The sequence below is a fragment of the Actinoplanes sp. NPDC026623 genome, assembly GCF_040638275.1.
Classification (GTDB): domain Bacteria; phylum Actinomycetota; class Actinomycetes; order Mycobacteriales; family Micromonosporaceae; genus Actinoplanes.
Genome location: NZ_JBEZXZ010000139.1, coordinates 1 through 24,281, shown reverse-complemented (window position 1 = coordinate 24,281; position 24,281 = coordinate 1). Strand labels below are relative to the sequence as shown.

The 24,281-nt window shown below is 72.6% G+C and carries 19 protein-coding genes and 1 riboswitch; of the genes, 4 read left to right on the top strand and 15 right to left on the bottom strand.

The window, feature by feature from the left end:
* Positions 1–208: 208 nt before the first annotated feature.
* Positions 209–282: riboswitch (cobalamin riboswitch) on the top strand.
* Positions 283–333: 51 nt separating this feature from the next.
* Entirely contained in the window at positions 334–3,888 is a 3,555-nt protein-coding gene (gene cobN, locus AB0F10_RS31460; RefSeq protein WP_360633149.1) for a cobaltochelatase subunit CobN, read from the top strand.
* Here cobN and cobF read toward each other — a convergent pair.
* On the bottom strand, positions 3,885–4,640 hold the full coding sequence (gene cobF, locus AB0F10_RS31455; RefSeq protein ID WP_360633146.1) for a precorrin-6A synthase (deacetylating): 756 nt from the start codon (positions 4,638–4,640) through the stop codon (positions 3,885–3,887). The two genes, cobN and cobF, sit on opposite strands and share 4 nt — an antisense overlap.
* A gap of 54 nt (positions 4,641–4,694) precedes the next feature.
* Positions 4,695–5,801 (bottom strand): ROK family transcriptional regulator, encoded by a 1,107-nt coding sequence (locus tag AB0F10_RS31450; RefSeq protein WP_360633143.1) that lies wholly within the window; start codon positions 5,799–5,801, stop codon positions 4,695–4,697.
* Positions 5,802–5,906: 105 nt separating this feature from the next.
* On the opposite strand from AB0F10_RS31450, the gene AB0F10_RS31445 reads away from it, so the two are divergent.
* Complete coding sequence (locus tag AB0F10_RS31445) at positions 5,907–7,148, top strand: YbiU family protein (RefSeq protein ID WP_360633140.1); 1,242 nt, start codon at positions 5,907–5,909, stop codon at positions 7,146–7,148.
* Between the two features lie 256 nt (positions 7,149–7,404).
* Here AB0F10_RS31445 and dinB read toward each other — a convergent pair whose 3' ends face one another.
* From dinB to AB0F10_RS31420, 5 genes are all read right to left on the bottom strand, one after another.
* Positions 7,405–8,595 (bottom strand): DNA polymerase IV, encoded by a 1,191-nt coding sequence (gene dinB, locus AB0F10_RS31440; protein WP_360633137.1) that lies wholly within the window; start codon positions 8,593–8,595, stop codon positions 7,405–7,407.
* Between the two features lie 88 nt (positions 8,596–8,683).
* Positions 8,684–9,346, bottom strand: coding sequence for a carbohydrate-binding protein (locus AB0F10_RS31435; RefSeq protein ID WP_360633134.1), 663 nt, complete (start codon positions 9,344–9,346; stop codon positions 8,684–8,686).
* 55 nt (positions 9,347–9,401) lie between these two features.
* Positions 9,402–9,929, bottom strand: coding sequence for a DUF3558 family protein (locus tag AB0F10_RS31430; protein WP_360633131.1), 528 nt, complete (start codon positions 9,927–9,929; stop codon positions 9,402–9,404).
* A gap of 106 nt (positions 9,930–10,035) precedes the next feature.
* Complete coding sequence (locus tag AB0F10_RS31425) at positions 10,036–10,941, bottom strand: TIGR03619 family F420-dependent LLM class oxidoreductase (protein WP_360633128.1); 906 nt, start codon at positions 10,939–10,941, stop codon at positions 10,036–10,038.
* Positions 10,942–11,036: 95 nt separating this feature from the next.
* Positions 11,037–11,927 (bottom strand): hypothetical protein, encoded by an 891-nt coding sequence (locus AB0F10_RS31420; protein ID WP_360633125.1) that lies wholly within the window; start codon positions 11,925–11,927, stop codon positions 11,037–11,039.
* A 188-nt stretch (positions 11,928–12,115) separates the two neighbouring features.
* Here AB0F10_RS31420 and AB0F10_RS31415 point away from each other — a divergent pair, with 188 nt between their 5' ends.
* Positions 12,116–13,063, top strand: coding sequence for a GNAT family N-acetyltransferase (locus tag AB0F10_RS31415; protein WP_360633122.1), 948 nt, complete (start codon positions 12,116–12,118; stop codon positions 13,061–13,063).
* Positions 13,064–13,073: 10 nt separating this feature from the next.
* On the opposite strand, the gene AB0F10_RS31410 is transcribed toward AB0F10_RS31415, so the two are convergent.
* The 7 genes from AB0F10_RS31410 to AB0F10_RS31380 all read right to left on the bottom strand — a co-directional run bounded on the left by AB0F10_RS31410 (position 13,074) and on the right by AB0F10_RS31380 (position 20,721).
* Positions 13,074–13,511, bottom strand: coding sequence for a TIGR03618 family F420-dependent PPOX class oxidoreductase (locus tag AB0F10_RS31410; protein WP_360633119.1), 438 nt, complete (start codon positions 13,509–13,511; stop codon positions 13,074–13,076).
* Positions 13,508–14,209, bottom strand: a complete 702-nt coding sequence (locus tag AB0F10_RS31405) for a tetratricopeptide repeat protein (protein ID WP_360633116.1) — start codon at positions 14,207–14,209, stop codon at positions 13,508–13,510. The genes AB0F10_RS31410 and AB0F10_RS31405 overlap by 4 nt, the downstream gene beginning before the upstream one ends.
* Before the next feature lie 11 nt (positions 14,210–14,220).
* Entirely contained in the window at positions 14,221–14,979 is a 759-nt protein-coding gene (locus AB0F10_RS31400; RefSeq protein ID WP_360633113.1) for a hypothetical protein, read from the bottom strand.
* 14 nt (positions 14,980–14,993) lie between these two features.
* The gene (locus tag AB0F10_RS31395) at positions 14,994–16,040 is read right to left on the bottom strand and encodes a LacI family DNA-binding transcriptional regulator (RefSeq protein WP_360633110.1); all 1,047 of its coding nucleotides are present in this window, start codon (positions 16,038–16,040) and stop codon (positions 14,994–14,996) included.
* 115 nt (positions 16,041–16,155) lie between these two features.
* Positions 16,156–17,427 (bottom strand): DUF1996 domain-containing protein, encoded by a 1,272-nt coding sequence (locus AB0F10_RS31390; protein WP_360633107.1) that lies wholly within the window; start codon positions 17,425–17,427, stop codon positions 16,156–16,158.
* Between the two features lie 102 nt (positions 17,428–17,529).
* Complete coding sequence (locus AB0F10_RS31385) at positions 17,530–19,239, bottom strand: discoidin domain-containing protein (RefSeq protein WP_360633104.1); 1,710 nt, start codon at positions 19,237–19,239, stop codon at positions 17,530–17,532.
* Between the two features lie 411 nt (positions 19,240–19,650).
* Entirely contained in the window at positions 19,651–20,721 is a 1,071-nt protein-coding gene (locus tag AB0F10_RS31380; protein ID WP_360633101.1) for a DUF3616 domain-containing protein, read from the bottom strand.
* A 107-nt stretch (positions 20,722–20,828) separates the two neighbouring features.
* On the opposite strand from AB0F10_RS31380, the gene AB0F10_RS31375 reads away from it, so the two are divergent.
* Positions 20,829–21,653: a DUF72 domain-containing protein gene (locus AB0F10_RS31375; protein ID WP_360633098.1), complete on the top strand. Its 825-nt coding sequence runs from the start codon at positions 20,829–20,831 to the stop codon at positions 21,651–21,653.
* A gap of 12 nt (positions 21,654–21,665) precedes the next feature.
* Here AB0F10_RS31375 and AB0F10_RS31370 read toward each other — a convergent pair whose 3' ends face one another.
* Positions 21,666–24,221, bottom strand: a complete 2,556-nt coding sequence (locus tag AB0F10_RS31370) for an EAL domain-containing protein (protein ID WP_360633095.1) — start codon at positions 24,219–24,221, stop codon at positions 21,666–21,668.
* Positions 24,222–24,281: the final 60 nt, after the last annotated feature.

Genomic DNA, 24,281 nt, shown 5'->3' with positions numbered 1-24,281 from the left:
CAGCGGCCCGTCGGCCGCGGCGTGCAGCCGCAGCGCGCCCGGGCAGGCGTCGGCGTCGGCGCGTGTGGATGGCTGGGACACGGCCCGGATACTACGGATCCGGGCCGACAACTTCCCGGCGGCGGTCGGCATCGTCACACCGCCCGCTGTGCCTTGACGCCGTCCGCGCCGGTCGCAAGAGTGGGAACCCACGTGCGGCGACGCCGCGGAGGAAGCCGGTGCGAGTCCGGCGCGGTCCCGCCACTGTCACCGGGTTCTGACGACCCCGGGAGCCAGGAACTCCGGTCGCCGTGAATTCCGTCTACCCGGGGCGCGGACCCCGAGGGGAGAGCCGTGTTTCTGCTGCTGTCGACATCGGACACCGACCTGCTGAGCGCCCGCGCCTGCGGCGCCGCGTACCGCCTGGCCAATCCGGCCCGCATCGCGGTCGCGGACCTGCCCGCCCTGCTCGACGGGGTCGACCTGGTCGTCGTGCGCATCCTCGGCGGGCGCCGGGCCTTCGAGGAGGGCCTCGACGCGCTGCTCGCCGGGGAAGTGCCGGTGGTCGTCCTCGGCGGCGAGCAGGCGCCCGACGCCGAGCTGATGAAGCTCTCCACCGTGCCCGCGGGCGTTGCCGCCGAGGCGCACGGCTACCTGGCCTACGGCGGCGCGGAAAACCTGGCGGCGCTGCACGACTTCCTCTCCGACACCATCCTGCTGACCGGCCGGGGGTTCGCGGCGCCGGTCGCGGCGCCCGACTGGGGCGTGCTCCCCCGGGACGCCGCGGACGCCGGCGGGCCGGTGGTCGCGGTGCTCTACTACCGCGCACACCACATGGCCGGAAACACCGGCTTCGTCGAGGCGCTGTGCCAGGCGATCGAGGCCAAGGGCGGGCGGCCGCTGCCGATCTTCACGGCCTCGCTGCGCACCGCCTCGCCGGAGCTGCTCGCCGAGCTGCGCAAGGCCGACGCCCTGGTCGTGACCGTCCTCGCGGCCGGCGGCACCAGGCCCGCAACGGCCTCCGCCGGCGGCGACGACGAGGCCTGGGACGTCGGCGTGCTCGCCGACCTGGACGTGCCGATCCTGCAGGGCCTCTGCCTGACCGGCAGCCGCGCCGCCTGGGAGGCGAGCGACGACGGGCTCTCCCCGCTGGACGCGGCGACGCAGGTGGCGATCCCGGAGTTCGACGGCCGGATCATCACCGTGCCGTTCTCGTTCAAGGAGATCGACCCCGACGGGCTCTCGGTCTACGTGCCGGACCCCGAGCGCGCCGCCCGGGTCGCCGGCATCGCGGTCGCGCACGCCCGGCTGCGGCACGTCCCGCCGGCCGAGCGCCGGATCGTGGTCATGCTCTCGGCGTACCCGACGAAGCACTCGCGGATCGGCAACGCCGTCGGCCTCGACACCCCGGTCTCGACCGTGCGGCTGCTGCGGGCCATGCGGGAGCGCGGCTATCAGGTCGGCGACTTCCCCGGCGTGGCCGAACAGGACGGCGACGAGCTCATCCACGCGCTGATCGCGGCGGGCGGCCAGGACCCGGACTGGCTGAGCGAGGACCAGCTCGCCGGCAACCCCGTGCGGATCTCCGGCGACTCCTACCGCTCCTGGTTCGCGACGCTGCCGGCCGGCCTGCGCGAGTCGATGGAGCGGCACTGGGGCCAGGCCCCCGGCGAGCTGTACGTGGACTCGGGCGACATCGTCCTCGCCGCGCTGCGCGGGCGCAACGTGGTCGTCATGGTGCAGCCGCCGCGCGGTTTCGGTGCCAACCCGGTCGCCATCTACCACGACCCCGACCTGCCGCCCAGCCACCACTACCTGGCCGCGTACCGATGGCTGGCCGAGGACTTCGGCGCGCACGCGGTCGTGCACGTCGGCAAGCACGGCAACCTCGAGTGGCTGCCCGGCAAGAACGTCGGCATGTCCGCGTCGGACGGCACCGACGCGGCGCTCGGCGACCTGCCGCTGATCTACCCGTTCCTGGTCAACGACCCGGGCGAGGGCACCCAGGCGAAGCGGCGCGCGCACGCCACCCTGGTCGACCACCTGATCCCGCCGATGGCCCGCGCCGAGTCCTACGGCGACATCGCACGGCTCGAGCAGCTGCTCGACGAGCACGCCAACATCGCCGCGCTCGACCCGGCGAAGCTGCCCGCGATCCGCTCGCAGATCTGGACGCTGATCCAGGCCGCCAGGATGGACCACGACCTGGGCCTGGACGACCGGCCGGACGACGAGCAGTTCGACGAGTTCATCCTGCACGTCGACGGCTGGCTCTGCGAGATCAAGGACGTCCAGATCCGCGACGGCCTGCACATCCTGGGCGCCGCACCGACCGGCGAGGCCCGGGTCAACCTGGTGCTGGCGATGCTGCGCGCCCGGCAGATGTGGGCCGGCCAAGTTGCGGCCCTGCCTGGGTTGCGCGAGGCGCTGGGACTGGCCGAGGAGGCGTCCACCGCCGAGACCGACGCCGTCGAGGAGCGGGCCCGCGCGCTGGTCGCGGCCATGGAGGCGCGCGGGTGGGACCCGGCGGCCGCGGCGCAGGTCACCGGCGACGAGACGGTCGCCGACGTGCTGCGGTTCGCCGCCACCGAGGTCGTGCCGCGCCTCGCGAGGACGACCGACGAGCTGACCAACGTGCTGCACGCGCTCGACGGCGGCTACGTGCCGGCCGGGCCCAGCGGTTCTCCGCTGCGCGGCCTGATCAACGTGCTGCCGACCGGCCGCAACTTCTACTCCGTCGACCCCAAGGCGATACCGAGCACGCTGGCCTGGGAGACCGGCCAGGCCATGGCCGACTCGCTGCTCACGCGCTACCGCGCCGACTACGGCGACTGGCCGCGCTCGGTGGGGCTCTCGGCGTGGGGCACGAGCGCCATGCGCACGGCGGGCGACGACATCGCCGAGATCCTCGCGCTGATGGGCGTGCGCCCGGTCTGGGACCAGGCCTCGCGCCGCGTCACCGGCATCGAGGCGATCGGCCTGGACGAGCTGGGCCGGCCCCGCATCGACGTGACCGTGCGCATCTCCGGCTTCTTCCGGGACGCGTTCCCGCACGTGGTGGCCATGCTGGACGACGCGGTCGGCCTGGTCGCCGGTCTGGACGAGCCGCTCGAGCAGAACTACGTCCGGTCGCACGCGCTGGCCGACGTCTCGGCGGACCGGACCTGGCGCCAGGCCACCACGCGGATCTTCGGCTCCCGGCCGGGCGCCTACGGAGCGGGCATCCTGCCGCTGATCGACAGCCGCAACTGGCGCGGCGACTCCGACCTGGCCGAGGTCTACGCGGTCTGGGGCGGGTTCGCCTACGGCCGGGGGCTGGACGGGGTCGCGGCCCGCGGCGACATGGAGACCGCCTACCGGCGCATCGAGGTCGCGGCGAAGAACATCGACACCCGCGAGCACGACATCGCCGACTCCGACGACTACTTCCAATACCACGGCGGCATGATCGCCACGGTGCGGGCGCTGACCGGGCGGGCGCCGGCGGCGTACATCGGCGACTCCACCAACCCGGACGCGACGCGGACCCGCAGCCTCACCGAGGAGACCGCCCGGGTGTTCCGGGCCCGGGTGGTCAACCCGCGGTGGATCGCCGCCATGCGGCGCCACGGCTACAAGGGCGCCTTCGAGCTCGCCGCGACGGTCGACTACCTCTTCGGGTACGACGCCACGGCCGGCGTCGTCGCGGACTGGATGTACGAGCAGCTCGCGGCGGCCTACGTGCTGGACCCGGAGAACCAGAAATTCATGACCAAGTCGAACCCGTGGGCCCTGCACGGCATCAGCGAACGGCTGCTGGAGGCGGCGGACCGCGGCCTGTGGGAGGCGCCGGACCCGGCCACCCTGGCCGCCCTGCAACAGGTCTACCTGGAGACCGAGGGCGACCTGGAGGGCGCCGAGCCCGCCTAGACCCGGCGGCGCAGCAGGTAGGTGTCCATGATCCAGCCGTGGCGCTCGCGGGCCTCCGCGCGCACCCGGCGGATCTCGTCGGCCACCTCGTCGAGCGGCCCCGCGATCAGCAGCTCGTCCTCGGTGCCGAGGTAGGCGCCCCAGAAGATCTCCACGTCGCCGCCGTCGACGGTGCCGAACGTCTGATGGGCGTCAAGCATCACGATCACGTCGTCGGCGCCGTCCGGCCAGCCCTCGGCCAGTCGGCGTCCCGTGGTGACCTGGAACGGCCGGCCGACCCGGTTCAGGCCGATCCGGTGCTTGGCGGCCAGGGTCGAGACGCTGCTGATGCCGGGGATGACCTCGTACTCGAAGATCGTCTGGCCGCGGGCCAGGATCTCGTCCAGGATGCTGATCGTCGAGTCGTACAGCGACGGGTCGCCCCAGACCAGGAACGCGCCGGTCTCGTCGTCGAGCAGGTGCTCGCCGATCAGCGCCTCGGTGACCTCGGAGCGCCGGTGCCGCCAGTCGGCGATCGTGCCCTCGTAGTCCGCCGGGGTCCGGTCGCGGTCGGGGTCGCGGCCCTGCGCGATGCGCCGGCTCGGCCGGCCGTACGCCTTCAGGATCCGGCGCCGGAGCTCGATCATGCTCTCCTTGGCCTCGCCCTTGTCGAGGAGGAAGAACACGTCGGTCCGGCCGATGGCCTTGGCTGCCTGCAGGGTCAAGTGGTCGGGATTGCCCGAGCCGATCCCGATGACGTAGATCTTCCGCACCAGAGCAGTCTGCCGCACCACGGGTACCCGCGTGCCGTCCGGGGCGGCGGCGGGTCAGACGGCCACCGCGGCGGCGCGGGCGTGCTCGATGGCCAGTTCGAGGGCGCCGCACAGCGACGCGTCCGTGCCCAGGGCGCCGTGCTCCACCCGGATCGGGCCCGGGAACGAGATCGCCGCGCGTACCCGGGGCAGCAGCGCCGGGTGGGTGCCCACCGGGCCGCCGAGCAGGACCAGCGCCGGGTCGACGACCGCGGCGACCGAGTTGATCGCGCGGGCCACCGCGTGCGCGAGCACCCGCAGCGCCGTCTCGTCCGAGCGGTCCAGCAGCGCCAGCGCCGCCGCGACGTCGTTGGAGGGCGCGTCCGTGCGGCCCAGCCCGCCCGCCGCCAGGTCTCCCGCGATCGTGGGCGCCGCGGCGCCGGGCAGGTAGCCGACCTCGCCCGCGAGCCCGTGCGCGCCCCGGATGAGCTGGTCGCCGATGTACAGCCCCACGCCCAGCCCGGCGCCCACGTAGACGTACGCGAAGCCGGCCTCGCCCGCGGCCCGGCCCACCCGGTGCTCGGCCAGCGCGGCGAGGTTGACGTCGTTGTCGACAAGCACCGGCGCCGACACCAGGTCGCCGATCATCTCGACCGGGCTGAGCAGGCCCTCCGGGAACGGCGTGCCGGCCAGCGGAATGGTCTGACGGGTGGCGGGGTCCACCGGGTTCGCGATCGAGACGCCCACCGTGCGCAGCGGGCCCGCGCCGCCGTCGATCGTGCGCACCGCGGCGCGCACGCTCTCGGCCAGCGCCGCGGCGTCACCGGGCGGGGTCGGCGGCCGGCGTAGCTCGGCGCGGGTGCGCCCGCCCAGGTCGGCCGCGCGGGCGTGCACGCCGGACTGGTCCAGCTCCAGCCCGAGCACCCACCCGGATTGCGCGCCCAGCTCGTAGAAGGTGCCCACCCGGCCGCGCCGGCCGGTCTCCTTGAGGCCGGTCGCGTCGAGCAGGCCGCCGTCGACCAGGCGGCGGACCGCCTCGGAGACGGTCGGCCGCGAGTAGCCCGTGACGTCCGCGAGCTCGGCCCGGGTCGTGCGGCCCTGCCGGATCGTCTCGTCGAGCAGCCGGCGGTCCGTGGCCTCGCGCAGGACCGTCTGCGGCAGTGCTCGGGAGAACTCGTTCACTCGCACCCCTTGTGATCTTCCCCGCCGACCTCTTACATTAGGACAAGCTTCTAGTTAGGTCACCTAATCAAATACTGAGCCCACCATTGATGCAGGGAGATACCGATGAGCACCGCACCCGCCGACGTCCCCACCGCCATCCGCGAGACCAAGGCGAAGCTGCGGGCACAGATCGGCGACGTCGCCGCCGCCTTCGCGCGGGCCGAGGCCGCGGTCCGGGCCGAGGTCGCCGAGATCGTCGCCCAGCGCGAGCGGGGCGAGGAGGTCTGGCCCGTGGTGCGGTTCGCCGATGTCGCCGCCGGCACGGTGCCGGCCGAGCAGGTCGAGGCCGTCCGGCGCCGGGGCTGCGCCATCGTCAAGGGCACCTTCCCCCGCGAGCGCGCCGAGCGGTGGGACGCCGAGCTCGTCGAATACCTGGACCGCAACGACTTCGCCGGCACCTACCGCTACGTCGACGACGGCGTCTTCGGTGGCCTCGCCGCGAGCCGGCCGTCGATCTTCCCGATCTACTGGTCGCGGCCGCAGATGCAGGCCCGCGAGGACGACAACATGGTCGCCGTCCGGGGCTTCCTCAACTCCTTCTGGAGGCACGAGTCCGAGGGCCGGGTCTGGTTCGACCCCACCCGCGACACCGCGTACCCGGACCGGGTGCGCCGCCGCGAGCCCGGCACCGACTCTGCCGGCCTGTCCGCGCACACCGACTCCGGCTCGATCGAGCGCTGGCTCCTCCCGGCCTACCAGAACGTCTTCCGCCACGTCTTCAACGGCAACCCGGAGGCCTACGACCCGTGGGACGGCGCCTACCGCACCGACGTGCACGAGTACGAGTCCACGGTGATGTGCTCGGCGTTCCGCACCTTCCAGGGCTGGACCGCGCTGTCCGACATGGCGCCGACCGAGGGCGTCCTGCACGTCGTGCCGATCCCGTCGGCGATGGCCTACCTGCTGCTGCGCGCCCTGCAGGACGACGTGGCCGACGACGACCTGTGCGGCGCCGCGAACGGCCAGGCGCTGCCGATCAGCGAGCGCTGGCACCCGGCGCTGATGCCCGCGCTGACCCCGATCCCCGCGGTCGAGCCCGGCGACACCGTCTGGTGGCACGGCGACATGATCCACTCCGTCGGCGCGGTCCGCGACCAGCAGGGCTGGGGCAACGTCATGTACATTCCGGCGAGCCCGCACTGCGAGAAGAACGCCGCCTACGCCGCCGAGTGCGGGCAGGCCTTCCTCAAGGGCATCAGCCCGGCCGACTTCGCGGCCGAGGACTACGAGGCCGGCTGGTCCGGCCGCCCGTCCGCCGAGGAGCTCAGCGCCACCGGCCGCGCCCAGCTCGGCCTACCGGCCTAGCTCTGTGACCACCAGCGCCGTGCGGGGCTTGCCCCTTCCACACGATGTCCGCGACCACGGGTTCGTGCGCCGCGAAATACGCCAGCGACGGCGTGGTCTGCGCCGTGCGCTCCAGGTTCAGGGCGCCCGCCGAGCCGGCGCGAGCCGGCGCCGCCGCGGGGTGAGCAATGTCAACCTGGCCTCGGGCCAGAGGTATCCGTGCCGTCGGCCTCCGCCGGGCGCTGCCGCCCGGGCCACGTTGAAAAAGGCTCAGTGATCAGTCCGGGAGGATGGGCACCGACGGGTTGAGGTCCCGGCCCAGCGAGGTGGCCCGGGTGACCGACGCCGAGCCGAACCTGTCCCGGACCGCGTCGAGCGCGGTGTCCAGCAGGTCCTCGGCGGGCAGGGCGAACGGCAGCTCCAGCTGGACGGCGCCGTCGCCGTCCAGGTTGCCGACCGCCACGCCGACCAGGGTGATGCCGCGCTCGTCGATCAGCGGCCGGGCCTCGCGCAGCAACTGCCGGGCGGTCTCCAGGATCGCCCGGGTCTGCATGGTCGCCTTGAGCAGGCTGCGCGAACGGGTCGCCCGGGTGAAGTCGCCGAAGCGCAGCCGCAGGGTGATCGTGCGCCCGGCCCGGTGCGCGGTGCGCATCCGCCGGGTGACCCGGTCGACCAGGGCCGCCAGCGTCGCGTCGATCTCCTCGAACGGCCGCTGCCGCCGGCCCAGCGCGCACTGCGCACCGATCGAGCCGCGCCGGTGGCCCGTGCGCACCCGGCGGGGGTCGCGGTTGTGCGCGAGCGCGTGCAGGTGCCGCCCGGCGTGCGTGCCGAGCATGGCGACCAGGGCGGCCTCGCCGATGCGGGCCACGTGCCCGACCGTCAGGATGTGGCGCTCGCGCAGCTTGCCGGCGGTGACCGGGCCGACGCCCCAGAGCCGCTCGATCGGCAGCGGATGCAGGAACGCCAGCTCCTGCGCGGGCGGCACGACCAGCAGCCCGTCCGGCTTTCCGACCCCGCTGGCGACCTTGGCCAGGAACTTGGTGCGGGCCACGCCCACCGTGATCGGGAGCCCGACCCGGTCGCGGACCTCGGCCCGCAGCCGCGCGCCGATCGCGGCCGGCGTGCCGCGGATCCGGTGCAGGCCGCCGACCTCCAGGAACGCCTCGTCGATGGAGATGCCCTCGACGATCGGCGTGGTGTCGCGGAAGACCTCGAACACCGCCTTGCTGGCCGCCGAATAGGCCGACATCCGCGGCGGCACGACCAGCGCGTGCGGGCAGAGCGCCCGCGCCTGCGCGATGCCCATCGGGGTGCGCACCCCGAAGGCCTTGGCCTCGTAGCTCGCCGCCAGCACCACGCCGCCGCCGACCAGCACCGGCCGGCCGCGCAGCCCGGGATCGTCGCGCTGCTCGACCGAGGCGTAGAACGAGTCGAGGTCGGCATGCAGGATGGTCGCCTGGTCGGACACCCGGCCATCTTCGCACACATGTTCGAATAAGGTCAGCGTGGAACGGGCCGGCCGATCGGCGCACGGCTTTCGGGGGAGTTGAGCGCGGTCAGCGGGTGAACGCGAAGTAGTTGATGTTGAGGAAGTCGTCGCCGTTGTCGGCGGCGAAGACCAGGAAGACCGTGTGCCGGCCGGTCGTCGCCGCGATCTCGGTCTTCCGGCTCGCCCAGTTCTGCCAGCCGTCCGTTTCGCCCGTCGCCAGGGTGCCCACCGGCGGGTTGGCGGGGCTGTCGATCCGGATCTCGATCCGGCCGTGCCCGCCGTCCCCGGCGTCGGAGGCGATCCGCGCGGCGAACCCGGTCGCCGGGGTGTCGCCGAAGTCGACGTCGTCGAAGCGCAGCCAGTCGCCGTTGCCGATCCAGCCGACGTTCTGCCCGCCACCCTCGTCCTCGGTGTCCTGGACCTCGGTGCCCTGCTGCCCGGACGCCGCCTCGGCCTGCAGCACCGAGTACGCGTCCAGGCCGGGCGCCGCCGCCTCCGTCGTGGGCGGTGCGCTCGACGGCTCCGGCTCCGGCTCCGGCGCCGTCGAGGCCGGCGCGGAGGCCGGCGGCAGCGCGGCGGCGGCCGGCGAGTCCGAGCCGCCCTGCAGGCGGCCGATCAGGTAGCCGAGCAGCACGAGCGCCAGCCCGGCCGCGGCGAGCGCGAGCCGGTTGCGGGTGACCCGCGACCGGGAGCGGTACACACCGGGCGGCGGGGAGGCGGGCGTAGTCATCGGCTCAGCAGACTAACCCAGCAGGGCCCACGCCATCGATGTGGAGGCGGTCGTTTCAGATCTTCGGGATCAGGACCTTGGCGATCGTTGCGGCCTTGGTCTGGTTCTCGTCGTCGCTGTCGCCGCGGCTGTAGACGTCGATCGACACCGTGCCGTAGAGCACGTAGAGGTGGCCGGCCAGCGCGAACGCGTCCTCGCCGACGCCGTCCACCGGGGTCGCCTCGGCGATTTTGACCTTGAAATCGTCCGGGGTCGTCCGGCTCAGGAAGACCGCCAGCTGGCCGCCGGGCTGCTGCCACTGGCAGTAGCGGGTCTCCTCGCCGTCGGTCAGCCCGTCCCGGTCGATCTGGCTGATGTCACGGCCGGTCAGGCTCGTCACCTGGGAGTCGCTGAGCAGCGTGCACGGGTCGGGGATGTCGCCGGCATCCTTCACGGAGTCGCCGAGGCCGCTCTGCGCCCCCGGCGTGGTGGCTGCCGGTGCCTCGCCGGAGGCCGGGGTCGGCGAGCCGTCGAGCACCCCGCATCCGGCCGGTGCGGCGAGGGCGGCGACGGTGACCAGGGTGGCAAGCGTGCGGTGGAACATGGCTCTCCCCGGGTGGGCGCTGCGTGCTGCGTCCGCCCAGGTTGCCGGTTCGCGAGGGGCGCCGGGAAGGGCAGGCACCCCTCGGTGACACGTACGCGGGAGAACTTCAGCCGTTAGGTGCGAGTGCGGTGAGAATCTCCTCGGCCCGCTCGCCCGCGGCGCGCGGGTCGCCGTCCGGAGAGCCGATGAACGGATCCCAGTTGAGGTCGTAGAACAGCTCGGTGACGCCGGCCTCCCGGTACGCCTCGGCGCCGGCCCGGATCTGCTCCCAGGTGCCCGACAGCGGAACGTTGTCGTCGCGCAGGCCGGCCTTGACCACGCCGCGCACGACGATCCGTACGGAATCGGGGTCGCGGCCCGACTCCTCGGCCGCGCGCCGGACGATCTGGGTGCCGCGGGCGATGTCGTCGAGGCTGGCCCGGCTGCTGCTGACCCAGCCGGCGGCGAGCCGCCCGGCCCGGCGCAGCGCGATGTCCGCGGTGCCGCCCAGCAGGATCGGCGGGCCGCCCGGCTGGACCGGCCGGGGTGCCATCACGCTCGGCGGCACGGTGTAGAACTCGCCGTCGAACTCGGCCTGTTCGCCGCGGAAGAGGGTGCGCAGGACGGCGAGGTACTCCTCGGTGCGGCGCCCGCGCGGGTTGGGGTCGGAGCCCGTCGCGGTGAACTCCACCTCGGACCAGCCGGTGCCCAGGCCCAGGTCGAAGCGGCCGCCGCAGAGCACGTCGAGGGTGCTCGCCTGCTTGGCGAGGTAGGTGGGTGAGACGTAGGGCAGGTTGATCACGGCGACGCCGAGCCGGATCTGCGTGGTGCGGGCGGCGGCGTAGGTGAGCGCCAGCAGCGGGTCGAGGACGCTCTGGTAGACGGGCTCGAGGGTCTGGCCCGCGCCGACGAGCAACCGCTGGAACGACCACAGGCCGTGATAGCCGAGCTCCTCCGCGCGCATCGCGAAGCCGGTCACTGACAGCGGATCCGCCCACACTCCGGACACCGGGCACCCACAGCTGATCAACATGCGGTTTACGGTACTGCGGGGCCCGGGAACGGGCGAGCGGTTGGTTCAAGACCGGCCCGCGAGCGGGGCGGGCACTGGCCGCCGACTGCGCCGGGCTACCCCGCCAGCAGCCGGCCAACCTGGGCCGCCCGGTCGCCGAGCGCCGCGCGCAGCGCGGCCGCGGCCTCCTGGTCGGACAGGCCGTTGCCGAGCGCGTCCAGCGCCTGCTGCGGGCTCACCTGCATGCCGACCGGCGCGGGCGGGTGGCTCTTGGCCAGGGCGTCCACCGAGGCCTGCACGTGTTCGACCCGCTCGCGGATCTCGTAGCCGAGCGTCGCGGCGACGACCGCGCGGTGCAGCGCGTAGTTGGGCCCGAAGGTCGGGTTGGTCTTGGCGCCGACCGGGTCCGGGTTCGGCACGCCGCCGGGACGGACGTGGCCGCTCGCGTCGACGCCGGGATCCCAGGCCAGCACCGCCACGGCCAGGGCCTCCCGCCCCACCGCGCTGCGTGCCCACTCGGTCATCCAGGCGTTGAATTCGGTCTTCGTCACGTCTTCCTCCAGCAGTCCCCAGGGGCTCGTGTCGCTCTCCTGGGCAGTGGTGTACCGCGCCGAGAAGTGCGCGTGCTCGGTGTGTGCGCTGGTCCCGGTGTACGGGCGGGCCGTCCAGCCCCACGACCGCGACCAGATGCGGCGGTTGTAGATGACGTTCTGCAGCCGGTCGTCGCGGCCGTCGCGGTGCCGGTCGATGATGATGTCCAGGCAGCGGTCCATGGTCCAGCCGGACTTGTGCAGCTGGTTGTCCACGTCGATGGCGTGGACCTCGTTCTTGCGGTCGCTGTCCTCGGTCGGCGTGTTGCCGGTCTCGTCGGGGTTGTGGTCCGAGGGTTTCGCGGCGTGCGAGATGTCGCCGATGGATCCGTCGCTCGCCTTGTCGCGGTCGGGGGCCAGCCGGTTGAACTCGTTTCGCAGAGTCACCAGGCACGGCACCAGGGTCCAGCTGGCCATCGGCCCCACCTTTCAGGGTTTTTCTCCTGTCCGGTCGCTATCGGACTGGTTGGTCAGATGATGGCCCGATTCCGCGGCGCGTGTGTATACCCCGACGGAGGGACTGCGGCTGCGATTCAGCCCTTCGACCACCGGTTTCGGGGAAATGCCGGGAAGACCGTGTCACTCCGTCGTGAAAGGGTCACCTCATGGCGCTGGCGTTGCTGGAAATGAACGACCGGGATTTCGCCTCCCGTCGTGAGTCGATGGTCACCGGATACGCGGAGGCGATCTCCGTCGCCCGCGGTCTCTCCCTGCCGGACGCGGTGGCGGAGTCCCAGCGCGACATCACCGAGCGGCTGCCGCGCGGCCGGGCGACGCGGGGGCAGCTGCTGCGCAAGGCCGTCGTGGACGGTGCCGAGGTGGGCTGGATCTGGGTGTCGCTGCCGGGCCCGGCGATGCCCGAGGCGGCCTGGATCTGCGACGTGGAGGTCCACTCCGGCAGCCGCCGCCGGGGACACGGCGGGGAGATCATCAAGGCCGTCGAGGCCGAGCTGGCGGAGTCGGGGGTGCCGAGGCTGGGGCTGAACGTCTTCGGCGACAACGACACGGCACGCCGGCTCTACGAGCGGCTCGGCTTCGAGGTGACCGCGCGGCAGCTGTCCCGCACGCTTGCCGACGTGCCGTCCCCGGCGGGGATCGACCTCGCGCCGATGATCGACTACCCGGCCCGCATCGAGGCGCTGGGCGCCGAGTACGCCCAGCACCTGGTGCAGGAGCAGGGGATCTGGCACGGCGAGGCGGAGGCCCGCTCGGCCCGCAGGCTGGCCGACCTGCTTCCGGACGGCGACCGGACCGAGGGGAACATCCTGCGCACGGCGCTGGTGGGGGGCGAGCCGGTCGGCTGGGTCTGGGCCGCCATGCCGGCACCGAACCTGCCGGGCCTGGGCTGGCTGCACCACGTCGGCATCGACGAGGCGTTCCGCCGCCGCGGGTACGGCCGGTCGGTGATCGCCGCGGTCGAGGCCGAGCTGGTGCGCCGGGGAGTCCGCGGCCTGGGCCTGAACGTCGACGGCTCCAACGAGGACGCCCGGCGCCTCTTCGAGCGGCTGGGCTACGGGCTGCTGGCCCAGCAGATGGCCAAGGACCTGCCGTGAGCCGGGCGGATCAGCTGCCGTAGACCCGCGACGGGGTGATCAGCACGGCGGTGCGGCCCTGCTCGGCCATCACCCGGTCGTACTCCGCCCAGTCGTCGTGGGTGCCGCCCGCCGCGGCGAAGATCTCGCGGAGCAGCAGCCGCAGGCGCTCCGGGTCCAGCCAGGGCCGCGGGTCGCCCGGTCCGGCCAGCTCCGCGTCGCCCTCGACCGCGGCCCACTGCCAGCCCCGGCGAAACGCCGCCGTCACCTGCGGGCGGGCCCGCAGGTTGGCCATCTTCACCCTCCCGTACGTGACGAAGCCCAGCACCGGCTCGCCGGTCGACGGATGGGGCACGACGCCCGCGTTGACAAGCGACGACTGGATCGTCGCGTCGGCGCGCAGGGTGGAGACGATGGCCAGGCCGCTGTCGTCGCGGGCGAGGCCCCAGGCCTCGGCGAGGGTGGTCACTGCTCCGCCTCGAGCTTGCGCTGGAAGTCTTCCATCCAGTCGATGCGTTTCTGGCTGAGACCGGCGTCCTGTGCCTGGGCGACCGCCTCGCGGACGTGTGCCAGGCCCTGCTCGCGCAGGCCGTCGGCCAGCTCGGCGATGCCCAGCGCGATCGTCCCGCCGGGGATCCAGCGCGGGTCGCCGAGCTCGGCGCGCAGGTCGTGCGAGATCCGCAGGTGCTCGAGCGCCTTGTCGGACTGCAGGTCGGAGCTCGCGTAGTAGAAGCCGACGTGCCGGTGCACCTCGGAGCGCAGCAGCAGGTCGCCGTGGGCCTCGGCCAGGTCGAGGGCCTCGGTGAAGCAGGGCATCGCGGCGTCCCAGTCGGTGCGCAGCACCTGGTGCACCAGGCCGAGGCCGAAGAGCGACTCGGCGATGCCCGCCTGGTCGCCGAGCTCGCGGCGGATAGTCAGGGCCTGCTGGAAGAGGGCCTCCTCGCCGTCGCTGTCGGCCTGCGCCAGGTCGCCGTCCAGCGCCCGGAAGTGCATGAGCATGCCGAGCCGGTCCAGCACGGCCGCCTCCAGCGCCCGGTCACCGTCGGAGCGCGCCCTGCTCAGCAGCCCCTGGAAGGTCCGCTCCGCCTCGTCGTAGTCGCCCGTGCGGAACGCCGCCTCGATCATCGCCTCGTTGGCGTCCGCCAGTGTCTGCCCTGTTGTCCCCATGTCCCGTCACGCTACTGTCCGGACGGTTGCCGCGCTGGCCCGATCGGATCGGTGGCCGGCGCCGGCTCGAACGCGACGCCTGTGACGTCGGCCGCCACGTCGGTGAAGTCGGTGCCGTATGCCGCCGGCTCGACGATCCGGAGCACCAGGCAGAACGGCCGGTCGGCACCGTACCGGCGCTCCAGTTGCCGATGCTGCCCGGCGAGGTAGCGGGCGGCCGCGAGATTGGCGCCCGCGGTGAGGCCGCCGAGCAGGAAGACGGGGCACCCGCGGCCCGGTCCCCAGAACCGGGCCAACACCACATACGTGGTGTCCGCCGTCCGGGCGTATTCCGTCCCGCCGACGGTGAAGGCGATCCGGGCCTCGCCGGCCGCGTCCGGGTCGGGGATCGCGAAGGTCACGCCCCGCAGGATCGTGCGCAGGTGCACCGCGGTGCGGGGGTTGGCGGTGAGCGGGCCGCCGACGCAGAACTCCGTCTGCCGGCCGATCTCGCCGGCGGGCTCGGCCTCGCCCACCCGGTCGGCCCGGGCGCCGCACTCGCGGGCGATCGTCGCCAGCTCGACCAGGGCCGCGACGTCGCGGCGGTGGACGCTGTTCTCCCGCGGGGACGAGGCGTGCCGGGAGGCGACGAGCAGGCAGCTCGCGCCCTCGGTGAGGCCGAAGAAGGCCTGTTCGCGGGCGAGTCGGCGGCGGCGCAGGACCTTGCCGGCGAGCCACACGGCGGTGCCGGCGATGACGCTGGCGAGCAGATTGATCAGGAGGTCGACCACGCACTCATGATGGCCTATGCGGACTCGCGGATCACCAGCGTCGGCTGGAACACGACCGAGCGCGGCAGCCGGCCCGGCGCGGCGATGCGGGCCATCAGCACCTCGGCCATCTCCGCGGCCATCTCCTCGACCGGCTGGCGGATCGTGGTCAGCAGCGGCCGGCAGTCGAGGGCGGCGCTGCTGTCGTCGAATCCGACAACGGCGACGTCGTCGGGCACCCGGCGGCCGAGGTCCTGCACCGCGCGCAGCGCGCCCTCGGACATGAGGTCGCTGGCGACGAAGAGGCCGTCGATGTCGGGATGCTCGCTCAGCAGCCGCCGGGCGCTCGCCTCGCCGCCGTGCCGGGTGAAGTCGCCCTCGACGACGGGCACGTCGCCCATGCCGCGATTCGCCAGGTACGACCGGAAGCCGTCGAGCCGGTCCTGGCTGGACGGCATGTCCAGCGGCCCGCTGATCGTGGCGAGCCGGCGGCAGCCGCGGGCGAGCAGGTGCTCCGCCGCGAGGTGGGCGCCCAGGCGCTGGTCGACGTCGACGAAGCTGACGGCCAGCGGCGCGGCGGGCCGGGCCGAGACGACGGCGGGGATGCCGAGCTCGTGCACCTGGCGGGGGAGCGGGTCCTGCTCGTGGCTGCTGATCAGCAGCACCCCGTCGACGTGACCCTGGCGCAGGTAGCGGATCACGTGGTGGTGGTCCGTCGAGTCGGTCGGGATGATGACCAGGTGGATGTCGTGCGGGCGCAGCGCGCCGGTGGCGCCCGCGGTGATCCGGCCGAAGTACGGGTCCGTGAAGATCCGGTTCAGGAACGAGGAGTCGAACGGCCGGTCCGGCTCGGAGATCACCAGCGCGACCGAGTTCGACTTGCGGGTGACGAGCGAGCGGGCGGCGACGTTCGGCACGTAGCCGGTCTCGGCGATGGCCCGCTGGACGATCTCGCGGATCTTGGCGTCGACGCTGGGTGCGCCGTTGATCACCCGGGATACGGTCGCCCGCGAGACCCCGGCCGCCTCCGCGACCTGATCCATCGTCGGGTTGTGCCCTCCGCGGGCGGGCCGGGTAGTCATGGCGTCTGTTATAGCACCAGAATATTTCCTCGTGAGAGCGCTTTCTCGTACCGATTTAGCGCGCCCCCGCGAGCCGCCGGCGCCACCTTGCGCCCCGGCGGCCGCGGAGGTCATGTCACGGCCGTCCGTTGGTGCCGCACTTGACGATGATCCGGATGCAGTCGTTGACCCGGCGGGCCATCTCCTCCTCCGGCCAGGCGTTGAAGAAGTCGCCGTGCATGGTGTAGCCCGGCCCCGACGCCAGCCGGAAGCCGGCCGGATTGCCGCTGACCGGGTACCGCATGACCTGGCGCAGCTTCGGCACGACCACCGGGTGGCTGGCCGGGCAGGCGTTGTTCACCGGGTACGCCATGTGGCTCTTGTGGTCGGCGGAGTCCAGGTGCACCCCGTCCCAGCAGTGCGGGAAGTCGAGGTACGACTCCAGCATCGTGCCGGCCGGACAGGTCACGAAGTCGTGCGACGAGCCGACCTCCCCGGCGTGCAGGCAGGACCAGCGCGAGATGGTGTTGTCGTTCGGCCCGGTCGCCTTGGCGTTGCCGGCCACGATCCGCAGGCCGAGCGGCAGCGGCTGGGTCTGCGCGATCTGCGCGTCGCTGACGCCCTCACCCAGGTAGTAGAAGATGCCCGTGGTCGGCTCGACCGGGACGTTGTTGTTGTAGAACGTCGGGATCCAGTACGAGGACCTGTCGATCGACGGGTTGCAGTTGCTGTTCGCGTTCAGCAGGTCGGTGACGTTCGAGTACGCGTTGGTCACCGTGCTGCCGAAGAAGCTGTGCATGTGCGAGGCGCCCGGCATGCTGGGGAACACGATCGGGTCGTCCGGCAGGCGGTGACTGTAGGGGCAGTCGGCGAGGAACTCGGCCACCCGCACCGCGCCCGGCGGGATGGTCGGCGGGGGAGTCGGGCCGCCGCCGGTGCCGTACACCTCGAACTCGGTCAGCGAGACGCCCCACTGGGTGGCCCGGGCCGTCGACAGCAGGCGCACGTACCGCCCGGAGCCGGTGACGGCGACGACCTGCCGGCCGCCGGTGCCGGCGACGTTGGTCTTGAGATCGGTCCACGCGCTGCCGTTCGGGGAGATCTGCAGGCTGAAGGTCCTCGAGTACGCGGTCTCCCAGGCCAGCGCCACCGAGGAGACCGTCGCGGTGCCGCCGAGGTCGATCTGCAGCCACTGCGGGTCGCTGAACGCGCTGGACCAGCGGGTGCCCGCGTTGCCGTCGACGGCGTTCGAGGCGGGGAAGGCCGCGGACTCGGTCGACGACGCGGTGGCCGGGCGGCCCTGGGAGAGCAGCACGTCCGCGGCGTTGGCGCCCGTCTGCGCGGCGACGACGTACGTCGTCAGTACGGCCGCGATCGCGGCCGCCACGGACAGGGTTCTCTTTCTCATCGGGGGATTCCCTCCAGCAGTGGCGGTGGAACTTCTGGGAGGTGGTGCGCCGGGGCGGGTATGGGGGCCCCGCCCCGGCGCGTGCTGGATGCCGCCGTCAGTTCACTTGTAGACGCGGACGTAGTCGACGAGCATCCGGGAGGGGAACGGGGTCGAGGCGTCGATCGGGCCGGGGAAGTCTCCGCCGACCGCGAGGTTGAGGATGATGTAGAACGGGTGGTCGAAGATCCACGGCCCGCGGGTAGCCTCCACGGTCGCCTTGCTCGCGTAGAAGACCTGGGTGCCGTCGAGCAGGAACCGGATGCCCTTGCTGTCCCACTCGGCGGTCCAGACGTGGAACGCGCTCGACAGGTCGGCCGCGCCGGGCGTCGTGTACTTCTGGCCGTAGCCACCCCCGCCGTTGTACTGCGGCGCGTGCAGGGTCGAGTAACCCTCGGTGGTGTTGCGGCCGAGGACCTCCATGATGTCGATCTCGCCGTTGTAGGGCCACGGGCGGCCGGTGAGGAAGTCGGCGCCCATCATCCAGAACGCGGGCCAGAGGCCGTTGCCCTTCGGCACCTTGATCCTGGCCTCGACCCGGCCGTACTGCGCGGTGAACTTGCCGCCGGTGTTCATCCGCGCCGAGGTGTAGTCGCGGCCGTTCGAGGCCTCCTTGCGCGCCTCGATGACGAGGTTGCCGCCGCCGTCCATCTGCGCGTTGTTGCTGTTCTCGGTGTAGTACTGGACCTCGCCGTTCTGCGGGAAGCCGGGGTCGTAGGTCCACTTCGCGGTGCTCGGCTTGGTGCCGGCCGGGTCGTTGAACTCGTCGCTCCAGACCAGGTTGGTGGCCGGGAAGGTCGGGTCGGCGGGCCGGGCGGGCGGGGTGTTCGGCGCGCCGCCGGTGCCGTAGACGTTGAAGTCGTACAGCGAGTAGCCGTAGGGGCCGGAGCGGGCGGTGCCGTACATCCGGACGTAGCGGCCGGTGCCGGAGACGTTCAGGACCTCCTTGAAGCCCTTGCCGGTCGTCGTCGAGTAGATGTCGGTCCAGGTCGTGGCGTTCGGCGAGACCTGGATCCGGTACGCGGTCGCGTACGCGGGGTCCCACTGCAACTCCACCCGGCTGATCTGTGCGGTGGCGCCGAGGTCGACGTAGATCCAGCCCGGGTCCACCCAGCCGGTGGTCGAACTGGTCGCCCAGCGGGTGGCCGGGTCCAGGTCGAAGGCCTTGGCGACGGTGCACGGGTTGCAGTTGACGTCGTTCTGCTCGCTCGACGCCGCGCCCGGCTTGTTGTAGGACAGCAGCGTGGCGCCGCCGGTGGGCGGCGGCGTGGTCGGGTCGGTCGGCGGGGTGCCGCCCGCGAAGACCTGGAACTCCCAGAGCGAGTAGCCGTAGATCGACAGGGCTCGCTCGGTGAGGTTGAGCCGCACGTACCGGGCGTTGCCCGCGGCGGCGACCGTCTGGGCGCCGACGTTGCCGCGCAGCGTACCGGTGGCGTTGGTGAAGGTCGTGCCGTTGGTGGAGAACTGCACCGTGAAGGCCGTCGCGTACGCGGCCTCCCAGTTCAGATCTACCCTGCTCACGGCCATCGTGGAGCCGAGGTCGACCTGTAGCCACTGGCTCGCCGAGAAGGCGCTGGACCAGCGGGTGCCGGTGTTGCCGTCGGTGGCGGCGGAGGCGGGCGTGCCCGCCCACTCCACGGAGGAGGCCGTCGTCGGCTTGCCCTGCGAGACGATGACCTCGGCCGCGTCGGCGTCCCGGATCGTGGCGACCAGGAAGGCGGCGAGCAGACCGAGAAGCGCGGCGGTGAGGGCGACGGCCCTCGCGGGCGACATGCTGCGCCCTCCGCCTCGGAAAACGGCTGAACTCATGAAGGGGTCCTCCTTGCGGGGAATCAAGAAGTGGGGGATGGGGGTGGTGCGGGGATGTGTCGATGCGATTACGGGGTTGCTGCACGCCGTGGGAAAGCGCTCTTTGATAGGTCACTGTGAACCTCGGGTTAACGGGTGTCAATGCCTGGTAGAGGCTCGGGAAGCGCTTCCCCACCCACGTTTCCGGCGGCATCACCCGGACGCGCCGGGTATCGACGCTCGTCTCCGCAGGTGGGCGTGGTGATGGGCGGCGTGCCGGCCGATCAAGGCTGGGCCGCAAACTCACGGTTCCGGAACTTCGGGCGTCGGCCCGCGACGGCGCGCGGCCCGTCCACAATGGGGCTTATGAACGGACCGGCGGCGTTCGGCGGGTGGCTACGGCAGTTGCACGATGTCGGCGATGACCGCGCCGTCGTCGGTCAGCCGGATCGCGGCGGGGCTGTCGTAGACCACGAGCGCCGTCCGGTGCTCCGGGGGCCCGATCAGGCCCAGCCCCTCGGCGTGGTCGTCGCCCTCGCCGTAGGTGAGCTCCAGCTCGCGGGAGAGCAGCTCGCCGCGCACGATCGCCGGCATGTCCACCCGGCAGGCGTTGTGCCAGCGATAGATCCGCACCGGGCCGTCGAGGTCCATCGTCGGGCCGGCGAGCACCAGGAGATCCTCGCCCGCCGGGCACAGGTCACGGACGCCCAGGCCGTCGAGGTCCAGGACGTGCTTGCGGTAGGACCGGCCGTCCTCGAAGTCGCGCAGGCGCAGCCGGCCCGGCTCGCGGGGGTCGACGTAGGGCCGCAGCTCCAGGACGAACGCCCAGCCGCGCAGGACCGGGCCGCGCAGGCCCAGATAGACCCGGTCCCCGCTCACCGCGATGCCCTCGATGTCCAGGCCGTTGTCCTTGCCGGGGATGGCCAGGAACGGCGCCAGGTGCTCGTCGTGGCGCAGCAGCGTCCGCAGGCCGTCGCGGGTGTCCAGCTGCGCCACGCGGTGCCGCTCGCCGTCGACCTCGATCTCCGGTACGGGCGTCGGCAGGCCGTCCACGTCCGCGATCGGCAGGCGTACCAGAACCTGCCGGTTGGGCTGGCCCTCCACCCGGGCGAGCCGGCGCAGCGCCTTGTCACCGGCGTGCCGTTCCTTGATCTGTTTGCGCCGCAGGCTGTGCGAGCCGACCGCCCAGAGGAAGTGCCCGGTGCGGGCGAGGCCCTCGATGTCGGCCTCCTCGTCGGCGTCCTCGCCGGGCAGGTCGACGAAGTCGGCCAGCCGGAACGTCTGCTCGTCGGAGTACTCGCCGGGCGCGTCCGGGTCGTCGGCCACCAGGCGCTCCAGCGTCGCCGTCTCGTCACCGGCGATCCAGAGCACCCGGCCGTCGACGCGGACCGCGGACAGGTTCGTGTGCGTGGCCGCCGCCCGGGAGAGTTGTCCGAAGCGCAACCGGACCGTGCGTACCAGGGTCATGGCGAACATCGTGGCACCCCGGGCCAAGCCCCGGATACCGGGCCGGGCGCGTTGTTACTCTCGCGGGGGCGAAAGGGGGATCCGTGCGGCTTCATGTGGGATGCGCCATGTGGTCCCTCAAGTCCTGGCAGGGACGGTTCCTGGCACATCCGCTCGCGGCGAACGAGCGGCTCCGGGCCTATTCCGGCTGGTGCGACGCGGTCGAGGGGAACACCACCTTCTACGCGACGCCGACCCGCGAGACCGTCGCGTCGTGGGCGGGCCAGACCGGCCCGGACTTCCGGTTCGTGCTGAAGCTGCCCCGGGTCGTCACGCACGAACGCCGCCTCGTCGACGCCGACGAGGCGCTGCGGGCCTTCCTGGACGCGATCGAGCCGCTCGGCCCGCGGGCACACGCCCTCTGGATCCAGCTGCCGGGATCGTTCGCGCCCGCGGACGTGCCGGTGCTCGACCGCTTCCTGCGCCGGCTGCCGGCCGCACACGCGTACGCCGTCGAGGTCCGTCATCCCGCGTTCTTCGAGGACCCCCGCTCGGCGGGGCTGCTGGAGGGGGTGCTCGACGCCGCGGGCGCCGAGTGGATTCCCTTCGACACCACCGCGTTCTTCGCCGCGGCGCCGACCAGCGACGCGGAACGGGACGCCTGGACCAGGAAGCCGCGCCTGCCGCTTCGCACGCGCGCGCTCACCGATCGGCCGATCGTCCGCTATCTCGGCCGCGACGACAGCGAGCGGACGGCCGAGGGCTGGCAGCGCTGGGTCGGCATCGTCGCCGGGTGGCTGCGCGAGGGTCGCTCGCCGACCGTGTTCATACACACCCCGGACAACGCCGAGGCGCCGGCACTCGCGCGCCGCTTCCACGAGGAGGTGCGGGCGCGGGTGGTGGTACCCGCCCTTCCCGAGCCGGAGCCGGTCGGGCCCGCGACCCTGTTCTGAGCGGGGCCGGGATCAGGCGACGACGGCGTCGGCGTCCTGCGGCAGCAGCAGACCGGCCTCGAGGGCCGGCACCGGGCGGGAGAAGTAGAAGCCCTGTGCGAACGTGCAGCCCATCCCGCGCAGCGCGGCAAGCTGGCCGTACTCCTCGATGCCCTCGGCGACGGTCGACATGCCGAGGCTCTGCCCGAGCTGGACGATGGTGCTGGCCAGCGCGGTGTCGTCGGTCTGCTCGCCGAGCCGCTCGATGAACGAGCGGTCGATCTTGAGCATGTCGACCGGGAACCGGCGCAGGTAGGCCAGCGACGAGTAGCCGGTGCCGAAGTCGTCGATCGCCAGGGTCACGCCGAGCGCCTTGAGCCGGACCAGCTGGGCCAGGTTCTCCTCGGTGTCGGTCATCAGCACGCTCTCGGTCATCTCGAGGCAGAGCCGGTCGGCCGGCATGCCGGTCTCGGTCAGCACCTCGCGGACGACGGTCGACAGGTCGCAGCGGTCGAACTGGCGCACCGAGACGTTCACGGCCATCTTGATCGGCCGCTGGTTGTCGCGCTTCGCCCATTCGACGGCCTGCCGGCACGCCTCGGTGAGCACCCAGCGGCCCAGCGGGACGATGAGGCCGGTGGCCTCGGCGATCGGGATGAAGTCGAGCGGGCTGATCATGCCGCGGGTCGGGTGCTGCCAGCGCACCAGCGCCTCGAAGCCGATCACCCGGCTGTCGACCAGGTCGATGGTCGGTTGGTAGTGCACCCGAAGCTCGTCGCGGTCGAGGGCCAGGCGCAGGTCGGCCTCGAGCTCGAGACGCTCGACCAGCCCGGCCAGCATCCTCGGGTCGTAGCTGGCGTAGCTGCTGCCGCCGGTCGCCTTCGCCTTGTACATGGCGAGGTCGGCGTTGCGCATGAGCTGCTCGGCGTTGCCGGCGTCGTCGCCGTCGGCCAGCGTGGTGTACGAGGCGAGCCCGACGCTGCCCCGCACGTGCAGGGTGCGCTCGTCGACGAGGAACGGCTCGTGCAGTCCGTCGATGATGCGCTGCGCGACCGACTCGGCCTCACCCGCGCCCAGCGGCGAGGAGATCAGGACGGCGAACTCGTCGCCGCCGAAGCGGGCGACCACGTCGCCGGTGCGAACGGAGGTGCTGAGCCGGTGCGCCACCTGCACCAGGAGCCGGTCCCCGGCGAGGTGCCCGAGGCTGTCGTTGACCTCCTTGAAGCCGTCCAGGTCGAGGAAGAGCACGGTCACGTCCTCGTCCTCGGCGCGGTGATCCAGGGCCGTGGAGACCCGCTCGCGGAACAGCGCGCGGTTGGCAAGCTGGGTGAGCGCGTCGTGGTACGCCTCGTGCACGAGTTGCTCCTGCAGCTCCTTGCGCTCGCTGATGTCGCGGGTGTTGAGCACGATGCCGCCGACGTTCGGGTCGTCGAGCAGGTTGGTGATGGTGATCTCGGCCTGGCGCAGCCGGCGGTCGTGGTGCGGCATGGTCAGCTCGATGGTCGTGGTCGCGTGCGCGCGGTTGCCGACCGAGCGCAGGGCGTCCGCGAGCAGGGCGGCCGCCGCGGGGTCGAGCAGGCTGGTGAGCCGGCGACCGGTGAGCACCTCCGGCGGGTAGCCGAAGACCCGCTGCACGGACTCGCTCTGGTAGAGCACCTCCGCGTCGGTGCCGACCACGGTCACCACGTCCGAGCTGTGCTGCACCAGCGAGTGGAAGCGCTGCTCGCTGGCCGACAGCGCGGCGGTCCGGTCGGCGACCCGGTTCTCCAGGCTGCCGGTGAGGCTGCGGTTCTCCATCAGGGTGAGCAGCTGGCGCCCGACGATCAGCAGGATCAGCGCCGAGCGGGTGTACGCGGTGAACGCGGTGGTCTGCTCGGTGCGCAGGTACCAGACGACGCTGACCGCCAGGGCGGCGAGCACGGCGATGTACGGCAGCAGCACGGCGAACGGCCGGGCGTCCGCGGGGTTCTCGGACTCGGCGGCCGGTGCCGCATCGCCCGGCTTGGCGGCGGCGAGCATGATCAGCAGGAAGCCCGCGAGCCAGCCGGCGTCGATCCACCCGCCGGAGCCGTACGCGCCCTCCAGGTTCAGGTACGCGAAACCCATGTCGGCGACGACGAAGACGGCGACGCCGGCGCCGATCAGCGTGAGGCGGGCGTACGTGCTCCCGTGCCTGCGCTGCAGGGCCAGCATGTAGACGATGATGGTGACGATGACGATGTCGCCGACCGGATAACTGAGGTTGACGAGCAGGCCGCGCACGTTGGTGCCGCCGGCACCGCGCAGCGGCTCGTAGAGCACGTGCGAGGCGATCAGCACCATCGACGCGGCGACCATCAGGCCGTCCAGGACGCTGCGGACCCGGTTGGCCAGGGTCTGCGCCACGGCGGGAAGGACCAGCAGGCCGGCGGCGGTCAGCAGGATCATGGCCTGAAAGCCGAGGTCGGCAGCGGACGGCATCGGAACGGTGCCCGTGAGCGTCTCCAGCCGGAACGCCCACAGCTGGCCCACGGCCCAGGACAGGGCGCCGAGGCCGATGAGGATCCAGCCGGCGCGCGCCCGGCCGCCGAGCCGCACGCCGCGGAACACGCAGATATGACCGCATGCTCACCCAGCTTCGCCGGGCGGGCAAGCTGGACCGGATCGCCG